17 protein-coding genes are annotated in these 16,603 nt (G+C 74.3%); 9 read left to right on the plus strand and 8 right to left on the minus strand.

What is annotated here, in order from left to right:
* The first annotated feature begins 44 nt into the window (after positions 1-44).
* From ABT295_RS11705 to ABT295_RS11720, 4 genes are all read left to right on the plus strand, one after another.
* Positions 45-1,241 carry an ROK family transcriptional regulator gene (locus ABT295_RS11705; RefSeq protein WP_352394524.1) on the plus strand — a complete coding sequence of 399 codons (1,197 nt, stop codon included), beginning with the start codon at positions 45-47 and terminating at the stop codon, positions 1,239-1,241.
* A 97-nt stretch (positions 1,242-1,338) separates the two neighbouring features.
* Positions 1,339-2,436, plus strand: coding sequence for an ABC transporter substrate-binding protein (locus tag ABT295_RS11710; protein ID WP_352394525.1), 1,098 nt, complete (start codon positions 1,339-1,341; stop codon positions 2,434-2,436).
* Between the two features lie 158 nt (positions 2,437-2,594).
* Entirely contained in the window at positions 2,595-3,410 is an 816-nt protein-coding gene (locus ABT295_RS11715) for an ATP-binding cassette domain-containing protein (RefSeq protein ID WP_352394526.1), read from the plus strand.
* Positions 3,407-4,705, plus strand: coding sequence for a sugar ABC transporter permease (locus tag ABT295_RS11720; RefSeq protein WP_352394527.1), 1,299 nt, complete (start codon positions 3,407-3,409; stop codon positions 4,703-4,705). Before ABT295_RS11715 ends, ABT295_RS11720 begins: the two co-directional genes overlap by 4 nt.
* A 75-nt stretch (positions 4,706-4,780) precedes the next feature.
* Here ABT295_RS11720 and ABT295_RS11725 read toward each other — a convergent pair whose 3' ends face one another.
* Positions 4,781-5,980: an MFS transporter gene (locus ABT295_RS11725; RefSeq protein ID WP_352394528.1), complete on the minus strand. Its 1,200-nt coding sequence runs from the start codon at positions 5,978-5,980 to the stop codon at positions 4,781-4,783.
* A gap of 146 nt (positions 5,981-6,126) precedes the next feature.
* Between ABT295_RS11725 and ABT295_RS11730 the strand changes: the two genes are divergently transcribed.
* On the plus strand, positions 6,127-6,582 hold the full coding sequence (locus tag ABT295_RS11730) for a MarR family winged helix-turn-helix transcriptional regulator (RefSeq protein WP_352394529.1): 456 nt from the start codon (positions 6,127-6,129) through the stop codon (positions 6,580-6,582).
* On the opposite strand, the gene ABT295_RS11735 is transcribed toward ABT295_RS11730, so the two are convergent.
* The 5 genes from ABT295_RS11735 to ABT295_RS11755 form a co-directional block, all read right to left on the minus strand.
* The gene (locus ABT295_RS11735; protein ID WP_352394530.1) at positions 6,563-7,645 is read right to left on the minus strand and encodes a DNA polymerase IV; all 1,083 of its coding nucleotides are present in this window, start codon (positions 7,643-7,645) and stop codon (positions 6,563-6,565) included. The genes ABT295_RS11730 and ABT295_RS11735 overlap by 20 nt on opposite strands.
* A 43-nt stretch (positions 7,646-7,688) precedes the next feature.
* A complete protein-coding gene (locus ABT295_RS11740; protein WP_352394531.1) occupies positions 7,689-8,033 on the minus strand; it encodes a hypothetical protein in 345 nt (114 codons plus the stop codon).
* A gap of 55 nt (positions 8,034-8,088) precedes the next feature.
* The gene (locus tag ABT295_RS11745; RefSeq protein WP_352394532.1) at positions 8,089-9,336 is read right to left on the minus strand and encodes a hypothetical protein; all 1,248 of its coding nucleotides are present in this window, start codon (positions 9,334-9,336) and stop codon (positions 8,089-8,091) included.
* 134 nt (positions 9,337-9,470) lie between these two features.
* Positions 9,471-11,588 (minus strand): penicillin acylase family protein, encoded by a 2,118-nt coding sequence (locus ABT295_RS11750; RefSeq protein WP_352394533.1) that lies wholly within the window; start codon positions 11,586-11,588, stop codon positions 9,471-9,473.
* On the minus strand, positions 11,581-12,015 hold the full coding sequence (locus ABT295_RS11755; protein ID WP_352394534.1) for a hypothetical protein: 435 nt from the start codon (positions 12,013-12,015) through the stop codon (positions 11,581-11,583). Before ABT295_RS11755 ends, ABT295_RS11750 begins: the two co-directional genes overlap by 8 nt.
* Before the next feature lie 63 nt (positions 12,016-12,078).
* Here ABT295_RS11755 and ABT295_RS11760 point away from each other — a divergent pair, with 63 nt between their 5' ends.
* Together ABT295_RS11760 and ABT295_RS11765 are read left to right on the plus strand one after the other, a co-directional pair.
* Positions 12,079-12,474, plus strand: coding sequence for a DUF2237 family protein (locus ABT295_RS11760; RefSeq protein ID WP_352394535.1), 396 nt, complete (start codon positions 12,079-12,081; stop codon positions 12,472-12,474).
* 127 nt (positions 12,475-12,601) lie between these two features.
* Positions 12,602-13,300, plus strand: a complete 699-nt coding sequence (locus ABT295_RS11765) for a hypothetical protein (protein ID WP_352394536.1) — start codon at positions 12,602-12,604, stop codon at positions 13,298-13,300.
* Here ABT295_RS11765 and ABT295_RS11770 read toward each other — a convergent pair.
* Both ABT295_RS11770 and ABT295_RS11775 read right to left on the minus strand, forming a co-directional pair.
* The gene (locus tag ABT295_RS11770; RefSeq protein WP_352394537.1) at positions 13,233-14,243 is read right to left on the minus strand and encodes a hypothetical protein; all 1,011 of its coding nucleotides are present in this window, start codon (positions 14,241-14,243) and stop codon (positions 13,233-13,235) included. The genes ABT295_RS11765 and ABT295_RS11770 overlap by 68 nt on opposite strands.
* Entirely contained in the window at positions 14,243-15,223 is a 981-nt protein-coding gene (locus tag ABT295_RS11775; protein WP_352394538.1) for a DUF389 domain-containing protein, read from the minus strand. The genes ABT295_RS11770 and ABT295_RS11775 overlap by 1 nt, the downstream gene beginning before the upstream one ends.
* An 87-nt stretch (positions 15,224-15,310) precedes the next feature.
* Here ABT295_RS11775 and ABT295_RS11780 point away from each other — a divergent pair, with 87 nt between their 5' ends.
* Positions 15,311-15,691 carry an ArsR/SmtB family transcription factor gene (locus tag ABT295_RS11780; protein WP_352394724.1) on the plus strand — a complete coding sequence of 127 codons (381 nt, stop codon included), beginning with the start codon at positions 15,311-15,313 and terminating at the stop codon, positions 15,689-15,691.
* Positions 15,688-16,584 carry a cation diffusion facilitator family transporter gene (locus ABT295_RS11785; protein ID WP_352394539.1) on the plus strand — a complete coding sequence of 299 codons (897 nt, stop codon included), beginning with the start codon at positions 15,688-15,690 and terminating at the stop codon, positions 16,582-16,584. The genes ABT295_RS11780 and ABT295_RS11785 overlap by 4 nt, the downstream gene beginning before the upstream one ends.
* The last annotated feature ends 19 nt before the right edge of the window (positions 16,585-16,603 follow it).

The raw sequence follows: 16,603 nt of genomic DNA on the forward strand, positions 1-16,603 counted from the left end.
GGGACGGCTACCCAAGAGCGGACACAACCGCTTATCTTTACCCCGTGAATCCATCGCAGGCGGCACCCGGCTCGCAGGCATCTCTGCGTGAAGCCAACCGCCTGCGGGTGCTCGACGCCCTCCGCGAGCAGGGGGCGATGACCCAGGTCGAGCTCGCAGGGGCGACCGGCCTGAGCCCCGCCACGGTCTCCAACATGGTCAAGGAGCTCGACGGGGCCGGCGCCCTCGAGCTGGCGCCGAGCATCCGCAACGGGCGGCGGGCCGTCCTCGTCTCGCTCGCCACCGGGAACACGCTGCTCGCGGGCATCGCCTTCGGTGACCGCGACGTGCGCGTCGCCGTGGCGACCGGGCCGCGCGACATCGTCGGCCGCCAGCGCATGCCGCTGCCGGCGAACCACAACGCCGACGAGGGCATGGAACGCGCCGCGCGCCTGCTGCACGACCTCGTCGAGAAGGCCGGCAAGACGATGCCCGACGTCAAGGCAGTGGGCGTCGGCATCCCGGCTCCCGTCGACAGCGTGACCGGGCAGGTCGGGTCCGAGAGCATCCTGCCCGGCTGGCGCGGCGTCGACGTGGCCGACGAGATGCGCGGCCGGGTCGGAGCCCCCGTCTCCGTCGACAACACCTCGAACCTGGGGGCACTCGGCGAGCTGAGATGCGGTGCGCTGCAAGGGGTTCAGAACGGCGCCTACATCAAGCTGTCCTACGGGGTGGGGGCCGGGATCGTGCTCGGTGGCGAGGTCTTCCGCGGCATCGCGGGCACCGCCGGGGAGATCGGGCACCTGACGATCGACGAGCACGGGCCCATCTGCCGGTGCGGCAACCGCGGCTGCCTCGAGACGTTCATCGGCGCGCACGCCCTGAGCGACGCCCTCGCCGGCTCGCACGGGCGACTGACGCTGCGCGACATCATCACCAAGGCCATCGACGGCGACGCCGGCTGCCGGCGCGTCATCGAGGACGCCGGGCGCCACCTCGGGGTGGCGCTCGCGGGCCTCGTCAACCTGCTCAACCCCGAGGTCGTCGTGCTCGGCGGCCAGCTCTCGCTCGTCGGGCACGTGCTCGCGGACCCCATGCAGCGCGCGCTCGAGCGCAGCGCCATCCCGAGCGCCGTGGCCTCTCTCGTCGTGCGGGAGTCCGAGCTGCAGACCGACGCCGACGTCGTGGGCGCCGTCGTCGCGGCCGAGACGCTCCATGCCGCGACCGAGGGCCACTTGGTAACGATTACGTCCACGGCTTGAATTCAAGCCTTGACGCCAAGGGGTCGCAGGCCTTTTACTCCGGAGTACGGGCCGCACCAACGTGGATGCCGGCGCTTGAACAAGGGAGTTCCAAACCATGCGTGCACGCTCCACCCGCCTCGCCGGCATCGCCCTTGCGGCCGGCCTGGGCCTCACCTCGATCGCCGCGTGCGGCAGCAGCAGCGACAACACCCCGTCCGGCTCCGGCAGCAGCGGTGGCGCGGCGGCCGGCGGCGGCAAGAAGATCGCCCTGCTGCTCCCGGAGTCGAAGACCACGCGCTACGAGACGTTCGACCGCCCCCTCTTCGAGGCCGCCGTCAAGGCGTCGTGCGCCGACTGCTCGGTCATCTACAGCAACGCCGACCAGGACGCCGGCAAGCAGCAGCAGCAGGCCGAGGCCGCCCTGACGCAGGGTGCGAACGTCCTCGTCCTCGACCCGGTCGACGGCAAGGCCGCCGCCTCGGTCGTCGCGAGCGCCAAGAGCAGCGGCGTCCCCGTGGTCGCGTACGACCGCTTCATCGACGGCGCCGACTACTACGTGTCGTTCGACAACGCGACGGTCGGCAAGATCCAGGCCCAGACGCTCGTCGACCTCGTCAAGAAGAGCGGCAAGACCTCCGGCGACCTCGTCATGATCAACGGCTCGCCCACCGACCCCAACGCCGCCGACTTCAAGTCCGGCGCGCACAGCGTGCTCGACGGCAGCGGCTTCAAGATCGCCGCCGAGTACGACACCCCCGACTGGAGCCCGGACAAGGCCCAGCAGTGGATGGAGGGCCAGATCTCGGCCGTCAAGGGCAACCTCGTCGGCGTCTACGCGGCCAACGACGGCACCGCGGGCGGCGCCATCGCCGCCCTCAAGGGTGGCGGCGTCAACCCGCTCCCGCCGGTCACGGGCCAGGACTCCGAGCTCGCCGCGATCCAGCGCATCCTCGCCGGCGACCAGGCGATGACGATCTACAAGCCGATCAAGCCGGAGGCCGAGGCCGCCGCCAAGGCCGCGATCGCCCTCGCCAACAAGCAGACTCCGGAGAAGACCACGGACTTCAAGGGCATCGCCAGCACGATCCTCGACCCGATCGCCGTCACCAAGGACAACATCAAGGACACCATCGTCAAGGACGGCATCTACAAGACGTCCGACATCTGCTCGAGCACCTTCGCGGCCGCCTGCACCGCCGCCGGCATCAGCTGACCTGCGCCTGACGCACCACCCGTAGGCATACGCCTGCCCGCGCGGCACGCAAGGTGTAGACCGGGTGGGTGGGCACGGATCCTCGTGCCCACCCACCCGGCGCCGCACCGGGACCCGACGTGCACCGCGCTCCCGCACGACAGATCCGAAGGACGGACATGACCGCGACCACCTCACCGCCACCCGCACCGACGCAGACGGCCGTGCTCTCACTGCGGGGCATCTCCAAGCGATTCGGCGCCGTGCAGGCCCTCACCAACATCGACTTCGACGTCCGCCCCGGCGAGGTCGTCGCCCTCGTCGGCGACAACGGCGCCGGCAAGTCGACGCTCGTCAAGACCATCGCGGGCGTCTACACGCCCGACTCCGGCACCATGGAGTTCGACGGCTCCTCCGCCTCGGTGAGCTCGCCGGCCGAGGCCCAGAAGCTCGGCATCGCCACGGTGTTCCAGGACCTCGCGCTCTGCGACAACCTCGACGTCGTCGGCAACCTCTTCCTCGGCCGCGAGCTCTACTCCGGCCGGGCCCTCGACGAGGTGACGATGGAGAAGGAGTCGTGGCGGCTGCTGCGCCAGCTCTCCGCCCGCATCCCGTCGGTGCGCATCCCCGTCGCCAGCCTCTCGGGCGGCCAGCGCCAGACCGTCGCCATCGCCCGCTCGCTCCTCGGTGACCCGAAGGTCGTCATGCTCGACGAGCCGACGGCCGCCCTCGGCGTCGCCCAGACCGCCGAGGTGCTCAACCTCGTCGAGCGGCTGCGCGAGAACGGCCACGGCGTCATCCTCATCAGCCACAACATGAGCGACGTCATGGCCGTCGCCGACCGGGTCTGCGTGCTGCGCCTGGGCCGCAACAACGGCACCTTCGACGTGAGCCAGACCAACGCCCAGGAGATCATCGCCGCCATCACCGGCGCCACGACGAACGCCGTGTCCGAGCGCGCCTCGCGCCGGACGCCGAGCGAGGAGCAGCAGTGAGCACCACGACTCCGGACCCCACCCGCGACGCCGCCGAGCCCGCGGACCCCACCGCCGCCACCGCCGCCCTGCCGGCCGACCTGCAGGACGAGCGGCTCATCGCGCAGGCCGGTGGCATCGGCGGCACCGTGCGCGCCTTCTTCTCCCGGCTGCGCAGCGGTGACCTCGGTGCCCTGCCCGTCGTCATCGGCCTCGTCATCATCTGGGTCGTCTTCCAGGGCCTCAACGACGCCTTCCTCTCGCCGCGCAACCTCGTCAACCTCACGCTCCAGAGCGCGGCCATCGGCACCATCGCGATCGGCATCGTGCTCGTGCTGCTCCTCGGCGAGATCGACCTCTCGGTCGGCTCGGTGAGCGGACTCGCCGCAGCCATCGTCGCCGTCGGCACCGTCAACCGCGGCTGGCCGGTCCTGCTCGCCCTGCTCGTCGCGATCGTCGTCGCCTTCGTCATCGGTCTCGCCTACGGCGCGATCTACACGCGGTTCGGCGTGCCGAGCTTCGTCATCACCCTGGCCGGCCTGCTCGGCTTCCTCGGCCTGCAGCTGAAGGTCCTCGGCGCCGAGGGCTCGATCAACCTGCCCTTCGAGTCGGGCCTCGTGAAGTTCGCGCAGCAGACCTTCCTGCCCGCGACGCTCGCCTACGTGCTGGCGATCGCCGCCGTCGCCGTCTTCGCCCTCACCCGGCTGCGGGCGAACGCCCGCCGCGACGCGGCCGGCCTGTCGACGACGCCGGTCAGCATGATCGCCGTCCGCTCGGGCTTCCTCGCCCTCTTCCTCGTCGTGCCGATCATCGTGCTGAACCGCGACCGCGGCGTCTCGGTGATGTTCCTCGTGTTCCTCGCGCTCGTCGTCGTCATGGACTTCGCCATCCGCCGCACGCGCTGGGGCCGCTCGGTCATGGCCGTCGGCGGCAACGTCGAGGCCGCCCGGCGGGCCGGCATCAACGTGCGCCGGGTCTACCTCACCGTGTTCGCGCTCTGCTCGAGCTTCGCGGCGGTCGGCGGCATCTTCGCGGCGGCCCGCCTGGCCGCCGCCAACCAGAGCAGCGGCGGCGCCGACACGAACCTCAACGCCATCGCCGCGGCCGTCATCGGCGGCACGAGCCTCTTCGGCGGGCGCGGGTCGGCGTATGCCGCCCTGCTCGGCATCCTCGTCATCCAGTCGATCAGCAACGGCCTCGCCCTGATCAACCTCGGCTCGCCCGAGCGCTACATGATCACCGGCGCGGTGCTCCTGCTCGCGGTCACCGTGGACGCCCTGAGCCGCCGCAGCCGCGCGGCCCACGGTCGCGCCTGACCCTCCGGCCCGCAGCCACCCGCACCACGCACCCGATCCCGGCAGCCGCCCAGGCTGCCGGGATCGTGGCGTTCCTCAGCCGACGCGCGCCGGCTCGGGCACGTCCTCACGCACCTGCTCACGCACCGGCGGGGTGCGCTGCGCCCGGGCGGCGAGACCGAGCACGAGCAGGCCGAGCGCGGCGAAGGCCGCCCCCACCCAGAGCGGGGAGGTCCAGCCGAGACCGGCCGCGATGGCCAGCCCGGAGACCCAGACGCCGAGGAAGTTGCCGACGTTGAAGGCCGCGATGTTGGCCGACGAGGCCATCGTCGAGGCGCCCGCCGCGTGCTCGAGCACCCGCATCTGCAGGCCGGGCACCGTCGCGAAGCCGAAGAAGCCCATCGCGAGGAGCATGGCGGCGGAGCCGAGGCGCGTGCCCGAGAGCAGCGCGAAGGCGACGAGCGACACGGCGAGCGCCAGGGTGAGCCACACGAGGGTCCGGGTCAGCGCCCGGTCGGCCCAGCGCCCGCCGAGCAGGTTGCCGGCGAAGAGGCCCACGCCGAAGAGGACGAGCAGCCACGGCACCGCCGACTCGCCGAAGCCCGAGACCCGGGTCAGGAGCGGCTCGACGTACATGAAGGCACCGAACATGCCGCCGAAGACGAGCACGGTCATGGCGAGCGAGAACCACACCTGGCCGCTGCGGAAGGCCGCGAGCTCGGTGCGCAGACCGGCGTCGCGGCGCTCGGCCGCGGCGTCCGGCACGAGGGCGGCGATGCCGGCCGCCGCCGCGACGCCGACCACGGCGATGACGGCGAAGGTGGCGCGCCAGCCCCACTGCTGGCCGACGAAGGTGCCGAGCGGCACCCCGAGCACGTTGGCGAGGGTGAGCCCGCCGAACATGACGGAGATCGCGCCGGCACGGCGGTCGGCCGGCACGAGCGAGGCGGCGAGCACCGAGCCGATGCCGAAGAAGGCGCCGTGGGCGAGCGCGGCGACGACACGTCCCAGCAGGAGCACGCCGTAGCCGGTGGCCACGGCGGAGAGCGCGTTGCCGGCGACGAAGAGGACCATGAGCACGAGCAGCGCGCGCTTGGGCCGCCAGGAGCCGAGCACCGGCGTGAGCCCGAGGGCGCCGACGACGACGGCCAGCGCGTAGCCGCTGATGAGGTAGCCGGCGGTGGGGATGCTGACCCCGAGGTCACCGGCGACGGTGCTGAGCAGGCCGGCGATGACAAACTCCGTCAGGCCGATGCCGAAGCCGCCGAGGGCGAGGGCGAGTAGACCGAGAGGCATGAGTGGTTCCGAGTCCTTCCGAACGGGACGGTGACGCCGGTCCGAGCCTCCCTGCTCGCGCCGGTATGCCGCGTGTGCAACTACGTGACGCCGACGACGTTAGTTGCACGCGCGGCATATTGCAAACGCGCGCTATGATGGTCCACATGGGAATCGCCGACACCGCCGTCGAGGTGCGCGCCTCGGGATGGCGCACCCTCGCCGCCCTGCACGCGCACATCGAGGGTGCGCTCGAGCGCGAGCTCGTGCGCCGGCACGCGCTCTCCGTCGTGGAGTTCACCGTGCTCGACGCGCTCTCCCGGCAGGACGGGTGGCACATGCGCATGTCGCAGCTCGCCCGTGCGGCTGCGCTCTCGTCCTCGGCCACCACCCGGCTCGTCAACCGGCTCGAGGACCGGGGCCTGCTGACCCGGGTGCTGTGCGCCGACGACCGCCGGGGCGTCTACACCGAGCTCACCGACGCCGGCTGGGCGCTCTACCGCGAGGCGCGCCCCACGCACGACGCCGTGCTCGAGGCCTCGCTCGACTCGGCCGGCGAGGTGCCCGAGCTGGCCCCCATCGTGGGGTTCCTGCACGACGGCGTCACAGGCGTCCGCGGATAGGCGTGCGCTCGGCGGGGTCGCCCTCCGGGGGCATCTGCATCTCGGCACGCACGCCGAGCAGGCGCACCTCGCGCTCGGGGTCGAGCGTGTCGGCGAGCTGCAGGGCAGCCGCCACGACGACGGCGCGCTCGCTCGTCGGCTGGGGCAGCTTGTGCGCCCGGGTCTGCGTAAAGAACGGCGCGTAGCGCACCTTGAGCGTCACCCGCACCACCGGCCGGCCCTCCCGCCGCGTGTCGTCGAAGGCCTGTGACGCGAGCTCGGCGACGGCCTCGCGCACCTGCTCGGCCGTCGTGAGGTTGTGCTGGTAGGTCGTCTCGCGGCTGTGGCCCCGCGCGACCCACGGGGTGTCGTCGACGACGGCCGAGCCGAGACCCCGGCCGAGCTGGGAGTACCAGACGCCCATCCGCGGCCCGAACTCGCCGACGAGCACGGCCTCCTCGGCGTCGGCGAGCTCGCGCACCGTGGCGATGCCGTGCCCGGCCAGTCGCTTCGAGACCTTGGAGCCGACTCCCCAGAGGTCGATCGTCGGGCGCTCCCCCATGACCTCGAACCAGTTATGCCGGGTCAGCCGGAACACCCCGCGCGGCTTGCCGAACCCCGTCGCGATCTTCGCGCGCACCTTGTTGTCGCCGATGCCGACGGATGCGTGCAGTCCGGTCGCGTCGAGCACGACCTCCCGCGCGTGCTGGGCCACGGCCTCCGGGTCGTCGGTCGCCACCCCGAGGAAGGCCTCGTCCCAGCCGAGCACCTCGACGACGACGCCGAGGCCGCGCAGCGCCTCCATCACCTGCTCCGACGCCGCCGTGTAGGCGGGGGCGTCGACGGGCAGGATGACGGCGTCCGGCGCCTTGCGCGCGGCCAGGCGCAGCGGCATCCCGGAGCCGACCCCGAGGGCCCGCGCCTCATAGCTCGCGGTGGACACCACGGCGCGCTCGGTGGGGTCGCCGCGGCCACCGACGATGACGGGGAGGCCGGCCAGCTCGGGACGGCGCAGCACCTCGACCGCTGCGATGAACTGGTCGAGGTCGACGTGCAGCACCCACGGGGTGACGCCGGCGTTCACCCCGTCATTGTGCCCGTCGTGGTGCCCGTCGTGGTGCCCGCCGTCAGGGCCGCGGGGGCCGGGAGCGATCGCTCACCGGCTTGCCGCCCCGGAAGGTGTAGACGGTCGGGTCGGGCGGGGAGCCGCCCGGCTGCGGCTCGGGCTTCCGGGCCGGCTGCGGCTGCTCCGGCCCGGCCGCGGCATCCTGCTCGCGCGCCGCGACGACGACGCCGTGGTAGAGCATGAGCGCGGCCAGGGCGGTCAGGCCGTAGGCGCCGACCGTGAGCGGCGTTCCGGTGTGCGCGCCGCCGAGGTCCGAGCGGAGCAGGTGGAGGCCGCCGGCGGCCGCCCCGACGACCGCGGCGCCGACGAACCAGATGATGGTGGCGCGGGTCATCGAGGAGTGCACGGGGTCACTGTCGCACACGCGCGGCTCCGCCGTCCCCGGCCTCGCGCTGCGGCGCTCAGGGGGCCGTGCGGCCCGTGACCGCGTGGCCCGACCCATCCGGTCCCGCGCCGGGACGGATCGGCTTGGCGGGCTTGCCCTTCGCCGGCTTGCCCGTGCCCTTGGCCGGCTTGCCCTTGCCCTTGCCCTTGGCCTTGGCGGGCTTGGCCTTGGCGGGCTTGGCCTTGGCGGGCTTGGCCTTGGCGGGCTTGGCCTTGGCGGGCTTGGCCTTGGCGGGCTTGGTCTTGACGGGCGTGCTCGTCACGGGGCGGGACCCGTCCCTGGCCGGTGCGGCCGCGACGTCCGGCCGGGGCGTCAATGCGTCGGCTGCCAGCGTGGGCGCCGACGGGCGCGTCGCCGGACGGCCCACGGCCTCGGGACGCGCCGTGGCGGCGGGCCCCGCGACCGCCGGAGCGGATGCGGCGGGCGCAGCGGGCGCAGCGGACGCGGCAGGTGCGGCGGGGCGCGTGGCCTGCGGGGCGGGCGACGCCGCGGGCCGGGCCGTGGCGCGGGGCGTCGTCGACGCCGAGCCGGCACCCGTCGCCACGTGCGGGGCAGGGCGCGACGCGCCGGTCGATCGCACGGCGGCGGGAGGCGTGACGGCGTCGGCACCCTCGGCGCCGGACGACCCCGAGGAAGCGGACGTGGCAGAGGTGGCGGACGGTGCGGTGTCGGCACGGCCGGCCCCGCCCCGTTCGGCGTCGTTCGGCTCCGCCGACACCGGGTCGGCCAGGCGCGGGGCCCCCGACGCGATCATCGCCGCGTCGAGGTCGCTGACGGGCGACGGCCGGTCGCCCGTCACGACGGAGCCGAGGATGAGCGCCGTGACGGCCGTGCCGAGCAGCAGTCCGGCGCCGCGGCGTCCACCGACGGGCAGGAGCGAGACCCCACCGGTCACGAGGGCGGCGACCGCGGCGAGCAGCGGGGCCACGCCGAGCACGACGAGGCCGCCGGTCGCGCCACCGACGAGGAAGGCGAAGAGGACGAGGCAGGCGAGGATCGCGAATCCGGGCACCGTGCCCTCGGGCAGCGGACTCGGCTCGCGGTCGGCCAGCAGGTCGACGCGCTCGCGCCCGGCGCCCGGGCGTGCCGGCAGGGTGAAGGAGGGCTCCGGCTCGCTCGCCGCCGAGGCGCCGGCCGCGGCCCAGAGGTGCCAGCCGCGGGGCGGCACGGGCCACGACGGGTCCGGAACCCATCGGTCGAGCTCCGCCGTCGCCGCGCCGGGGCGCGACGGGTCGTGGGGTGCCGGGGTGATGCTCATGGTCACCTGACTCACCTCTCCAGCGCTCGCGCAGCGACACCACGGGGCAAAAAGGTGTCTTTACCCCATAATTCTACGTTGAACCGTCATCTACTGCACCGGAAATAGTAAGTGTCGCGTAAAGTCGTGACTTCTCCTGGTCAGACCGGGTCGTCGACGGGGTGCAGCACCCCGGCCAGCCACGCGTCGGTCTGGTCCTCGGAGCTCGCCTCGCCCCCGCGGCCGGACGCTCCGAACGGGACGACCCAGCGGCTCGCACCCCGGTCGGCGAGGTCCCAGACGTAGCGGGCCACGGGCCCGCCGTAGCAGCGCTCGGTCGCGCCCGGCGCGCTGGCGGCGGCGAGCACGCAGCCCTTGTCACCACTCACCGGTCGACGCGGCGAGGTCGCTCGCGCTCTCACCACCCCGCCGACGCCGTCCAGGGCGTGCACCGGGTCGAGCCAGTGCCGCTCGCCCCACACCAGACCCGACCCGGTCGAGGCAGCGACGTGCTCGAGGGCGTGCCGCACCCCGTCGTCGACGGCGATGCCGTGCCGCGGGCCGAGCACCGCCATCGACGGCCACCCGGCCCCGACCTGGGTGGCCACGTCGGTCCACGCCGCGAAGAGCGGCGAGTGCACGCTCGGCCCGGCGATCGGGGCGAGCACCGGGTGCGCGGCGAGCCAGCGCACGAGGGCCGTGCGCCAAGCGGCGAAGAGCGCCGCGCCGTGGCTGCCGGCGTCGCTGTGGCCGTCCCACGCGAGCAGCACCTCGCGCACCGCGCGGGCGGACTCACCCAGCGCCTCGGGCGCACACCTCGCGACGAGCTCGCGCATGAGGTCGGCCTGCCCGTTGCGCGTGTCGACGTGGATCGCCGCGCAGTCGTCGGCAGTCAGGCCCGTGCGGTCCCCGACGAGCGTGCGGATCCGCTCCGCCCGGAACGGGGTCGCGTACTCCACGCCGAGGCCGCCGCCGCTGGCCCGGTCGTTGGCGCTCACGGCGACGTCAGCCACCACCTCGGCGGGCACGGTGCGGTAGCCGCGCCAGACGTGCCTCGGGTCCCAGGCGGGGAGCGGCAGCGCGAGCCCCGCCTCGTCGCGGTCGGGCACCCTCCCGACCACGAGGTGGCGCATCGCGCCGGTGTCGTCCGCGACGAGGGCGCTGTTGACCGGCTCGACCCAGTGCGCGAGCGCCGCTTCGACGTCGCCGACGGTCCGTGCCCGCAGCAACGGCAGCAGCGCGGCGAAGCCGAGGTCGTGCTCGACCTGCGTCGGCGTGCGCAGGCTGTATGCCGGCGGGTGGGCGTCCGTGACGCCACCGTCCGCACGCTCCAGCTCGGCCTCGAGGCCGGTGACGACCGGGCCGCGGGCCGTGACGACGACCGGCACCGGCACGGGCTGCTCCCCGCGCACCGCGATCGACTCGGTGCTCGCCTCGACCGGCTCCCAGCCCTGCAGGCCGCGGGCCTCGAACCGCCGTCCATCCGGACCGTCGACGACGCGCAGCGTCTCCATCGTGAGGTCCTGGTAGTCCGCCATCGCGTTCGTGATGCCCCACGCGACCGACCCGGCGTGCGCGAAGTGCTGGACGCCGGGCACGCCGGGGAAGGTGAAGCCGACGACGTCGATGCCCGGGCAGGCGAGCCCCACCTGCTGGTAGCAGCCGGGCAGCTCGATGGTGCGGTGCGGGTCGCCGGCCACGAGCGGAAGGCCGCCGGCCGTGCGCGACCCGCCGACGACCCACGCGTTGCTGCCCGAGCCGTCGGCGCCCTCGGCGTCGAAGAGCGGGAGGAACGACGGCCCGAGCCGGTCGGCGACGTGCGCATTGAAGAGCTTGCCGGGAAACGTGCCGAAGAGCAGGTGGATGCCCCAGAAGATGCCGAGCGGCGTCCACGGCTCCCACGGGCGGGGGCGGGCGGCATACGGCTGCAGGCCGAGCGCCTCGATCTCGGGCGCGTGGCCCAGCCCCTCGGCGAGCGCGACGTTGACGCCGTCGACGTAGGCGGTGAGCCACGCGCGCGTCTCGGGGTCGAGGCGCTCGAAGCAGCGCCGCACGGTGGGCTCGAGGCGCACCTGTCGGGCGAAGCGGTCCCACGGCAGGCCGGCGCGCCCGACGTGCTCGGCGGTGCGCCCCTCCGTGCGCCAGCGGTGGTGCTCGATCTGCCAGCCGCGGTCGAGGGCCGTCACCCGTCCCTGCAGGTGCGCGAGCTCGAGGACGTCGTCGGCGCGCAGGTGCGGCACGCCGAGCGCGTCGCGGCGCACCCCCGCGGGGTCACCCATCGCTGCGGGCCGTGCGGCTCTCGATCTCGCGGAAGAACGCGTCGGAGATGCGACGGAACTGCTGCAGCGTCAACGTGATCGGGTCGCCGGCCCGCAGCCCGAGCACCCCGCCACCCGGCCCCGGGGCACCGGGGGTCTCGGGGTCGGCCGCGAGCGTGCCGCCGTCCTCCATGAGCGAGCGCGCGAGCGCGCGCACCTCCGCCACGGCGGTGCCGGGGCCCGCGTCGGGCGACGGGAAGGAGGCGTCGAGCACGAGCAGCATGTTGTTGAAGTACTCGTACTCGAGCGACTCGAGGGCGCCCTCGAGGCCGGAGACGTCGGCGTCACCGTGGTCGCGGGCGGCCTGGGCGACCTCCCGGAACATCCCGATCTGCGACTCCACCCGCGATCGGCAGGCGTCGACGTAGTCCTGGTCGTGCTCCCTCATGGCCTCAGCCTAGCGAGCGGAGCCTTCGGACGCGGGGCCCGCGACGCCGCTAGGTTGGCACCCATGGCAGCGCGTGAACGCAACGTGCTCGGTGGCGACCTCGTGGCCTGCGGCACCGACCCGCTCACCGGCTTCTACCGCGACGGCTACTGCACGACGGGCCCCGAGGACCGCGGCAGCCACACCGTCTGCGTCGTCGTCACGGCCGAGTTCCTCGCGCACCAGCGCTCGGTCGGCAACGACCTCGTCACGCCGCGGCCGGAGTGGCGCTTCCCCGGGCTCACCCCCGGCGACCGCTGGTGCGTCGTGGCCGTCCGCTGGCTGCAGGCCCACCAGGACGGCGCGGCCGCCCCGGTGCTGCTCGCCGGCACGCACGAGAAGGCGCTCGAGGTCGTGCCGCTGCAGCTGCTCACGGCGTATGCCGCCGACGTGCCCGACGACCCGAGCTCGCTGCTCTGACCGACCGGACGCGTCGGCCGGCGGCCCGGCCCGTCGTGACCCGCACCTGATTGGACCCATTCGGCCCCGGCGAGTTGGTCCGGGGCCGACAATCGAGCCACCGTCCCCGCCGACACCTGGAGCCGCCGTGCGCCGCGCCCCCGCTGCGGGAGCCCTCGGGCTCGTCGCGCTCGTGCTCGCCGGCGCCGTCGCGCTCGGCGGGTGCTCGAGCGGCAGCCCGGCGGTCGAGCTGAGCCAGGTGGTCGGCTCGACCGGCACGCCGGCGCCACCGAGGGCGTCGACGGTCGCGCCGCCGAGCACGGTCGTCGTGACACACGTCGACACCGTCACCGTCACCGTCACGTCCACCGCCGTGCGGACGACGACCGTCGTGGCCACGCCGGCGGTCACGGTGACGGTCCTGCCGCGCCCGGCCCTGACGACGACGCGGGTGTTCGACAGGGCGAGCGCCGTCACCGACTACACCGCCCTCGTGGCCGACGTGGCCGCCCTCGACCGGATGCCGGTCGTCGGTGCGGCCGCTGCCGTCCGTCTCGACGAGCTGTCCCGCCGGCTGGCGCGCCTCGAGGCGAACGGGCCACCCCCCGGCGTCGACCCACCGAGCTACTACGGTCGCGTCGGCTCGCTGCGCCTCTTCGCCGACGCGGCCTCGGGCGAGGCCGCGGCGTCGTCACCGGTGGCGGTGAGCCGCTACGCCGTGATCCGGCAGGAGACCGTCGTGCTGCTGTCGGTCGTCAACGGCGCCCTGTCGACGACCTTCACGGTGCCGCCTGCTCCCCCGGCCCCCGTGACGCCCTCGCCCCGAGCGAGTCCAACGCCTCGGTGAAGCCCTCCCAGGCCGTGTGGCTGTCGGCGTCGTCGGCGTGCGGCTCGCTGAACCAGCGGACGTAGAGCGCCACCTCCGTCAGGTCCCAGCGCAGGGCCTGCGCCCGCAGCTCCTCCGGGCGCACCGCCCGCCCCGCGTGCCGCGCGTAGGCGTCGAGCACCTCGAGCGAGGCGTCCCCGTCGGCGCCGGCCACGTGCCACAGGTCCCGCGCACGGGGCGCGACGAGGGTCGTGTCCCAGTCGACGAGGTGGAGGCCGTCGGCGCCGACCAGCACGTTGCGCCAGTGCGGCTCGCCGTGCGTGACCGCCCAGGCGTCGGGGTCCGAGCCGGCGTCCTCCCGGGCACGCGCGGCGGCGGCGTCCCACGCCTCCAGCGCCGGGCGCAGCCACGCGACCGAAGCGGCGAGCGCCCGGGCGGCACGGTCGGCATACGGCCCGTCGACCCACGTCAGCGCGCCCGCCATGGCGCGCTCGAGGTGGTCGCGCTCCGGCACGACCAGGTCGTCGCGGCCGGCCGTCCGCGCCACCACGTCGGTGCGCGCGTGGAGGCGGGCGAGCGCCGAGACGACGGCGTCGCGGTCGCCGCGGTCCTGCACCCCGGGCCCGGGGGTGCGGGTGACGTCGAGCCACGGCGTCACCGAGAGCCATCCGGTCCCGTCGAGGTCCACGACGACCTCGCCGTCGCGGCTCGGCACCGGAGCGACGACGAACGCGAGGCCGACGTCGGCGAGGGCGCGCGCCGAGCCGAGGGCCGCACGCAGCGGGCCGCCGGGGACGCCCACGTCGAGCGTGACGAACCACGGGGCGCCCGCGGCGTCCACGGCACGCCAGTGGTGGCCGCCGAAGCCGACGGCGGCATACGCCAGGGTGACCGCGTCGATCTCCCACCGGTCGTGCAGGGCCGTCACGATCCGGCCGGGGTCGCGCCCCGGCGGCGGTGTCATCACGAGTGCCTCGGCGGCTCGGCGTGGATGCGGCGGCTCAGCCGCGAGTGCGAGCGCGGCGCCGGCACGCGCGACCACACGGCGCGCTGGAGCGCAAGGGTGAGCCACCCCGCGAGCGCCATGCCGACGAGGTTGACCACGAGCTGCAGGCCGCTGCCGCGCACCTCGTCCCACGCGCCGAAGGCGAGGCCAAGGGCGACGTTGCCGGCGGCGGGCACCGTCGTGACGGAGATGAAGACCCCGCTCAGCCCACCGACCTTGGCCGAGGTCAGCGACAGCACCCCGGCCGCCGCCGCCAGCACGGCGACGATGAACGACCACTTGTCCGGGGCGTAGATGAAGTCGGTGGCGGGCCGCGCGCCGGTGATGTCCTCGATCGTCACCCAGCCCAGGGCCCGCCCGGCCAGCCCGGCCAGGGCGGTGACGGCGATGGCCACGCCGAAGCCGACGAGCAGCGCCCGCGCGGCGACGGCGAGCAGCAGCGGGCGGCGCCGCACGAGCGCGACGCCGAGTGCGGCGACCGCGCCGAACTCCGGCCCGAGCACCATGGCGCCGATGACGAGGATCTGGGAGTCGAGCACGATGGCGATGCCGGCGATGAGGGTGGCGAGCGACATGAACGACAGGAACGTCCAGTTGAGCTCGCTGTCGTCGTAGGAGCGCTGCGCGACCTGGGCCCAGACGACGGCGTCCGAGCTGCTGCCCGGGGTCTCCTCGTCGGCCTCGAACCCGCGGCGCGACACCCACGTCGTGACGGGCTCGATCTGCAGCGTTCCCTCGCGGTGCACGCCGAGGTCGCGCAGCCGGTCGACGAGCACGTTGGCGCCCTCGCGCGCGACGTCGGCGTGCACGACGTCGCCGACCGGGCGGAGCGCGGCACCGCGGACCACCGAGAGCGTGCTGACGGCCGTCGAGTCGGCGAGCACCTCGGTGACCCGGTCGGTCAGCTCGGCCGGGATCGTGACGGTCAGTCTCAGCATGGGCGACAGTCTGCCGCCCGCTTGACACCCGGTCTCGCCGGACGACACAGTGACATCTGATCATCCGATCAGATGAAAGGGATGAGCATGACGACCGTCTCCGGTCTCGACGGGTGCGCGACCTCGCACGTGCACCCCGAGAAGGTCGCCCTGGCGGCGGCCCACGCGCCCGACGAGGTCGAGCTGGCTCGCGTCACGAGCGTCTTCAAGCTCATCGGCGACCCCACGCGCGCCCGCCTGCTCTACGCCCTCCTCGAGGCCGGCGAGCTCTGCGTGTGCGACCTCGCCGCGGCCACGGCGACGGCCGAGGCCACCGTGTCGCAGGCCCTCCGGCTGCTGCGCACCTCGGGCGTCGTCACGGGGCGCCGCGAGGGGCGCAACATCTTCTACCGGCTCTCCGACGCGCACGTGCGCCTGCTGCTCGACGTGACGCGGGAGCACGCCCTGCACGACGGGGGCGACCGGTGAGCCACGGTCACGCGCACCACGCGGCCGGGCGGCACCGCTGGCGCCTGGCGGTGGCCTTCGGCCTCGTCGGGGCCTTCTTCGGCGTCGAGCTCGCCGCCGGGCTCGTGTCAGGCTCGCTCGCGCTGCTCTCGGACGCCGGCCACATGGCGGCCGACGTCGTGACGCTCGGCGCCGCCCTCGTCGCGACGCGCATCGCCACGCGACCCGACACGACCGGGCGCCGCACCTTCGGCTCCTACCGCGCCGAGGTCTTCGCCTCGGGGCTCGCCGTGCTGCTCATGCTCGGGGTGTCGGTCTACATCGCCGTCGAGGCGGTCGGGCGCACCGGCGCCGCCCCCGAGATCGCCTCGGGCACGATGCTCGTCGTCGGCGCGACCGGCCTCGTCGTCAACGTCGTCGCGCTGCTCCTGCTGCGGGGCGGCGCCGCCGAGAGCCTCAACGTCCGGGGCGCCTACCTCGAGGTCGTGGCCGACACGGTTGGCTCGCTCGGTGTCGTCGCCGCCGCACTGCTCGTGCGCTCCACCGGCAGCGCGTGGTGGGACACCGTCGTGGCGCTCGCCATCGCCGTCTTCGTCGCGGTCCGGGCCGTCGGCCTCGGCCGCGAGGTCGTGGCGGTGCTCGGCCAGCACGCCCCGTCGGGCCTCGAGCCGACCGAGCTGCTGGGCGCGCTGGAGGAGGTGCCGGGGGTCACCGAGGTGCACGACCTGCACGTGTGGACGCTGACGTCGGGCATGGACGTCGCGACCGCCCACGTCGTCACCACCGACCCGGGCGCCGGGCCCGAGGTGCTTGAGGCCGCCAGCCGGATGCTGCGCGACCGGTTCCACGTCGCGCACGCCACCCTGCAGGTGGAGACGACCGACCGCTCCCGCTGCCAAGGCGCCGACTGGTGACCCGCAGCGCTTGACGGGG

The organism is Terrabacter sp. NPDC000476, from assembly GCF_040300125.1.
In the GTDB taxonomy this organism is placed as follows: domain Bacteria; phylum Actinomycetota; class Actinomycetes; order Actinomycetales; family Dermatophilaceae; genus Terrabacter.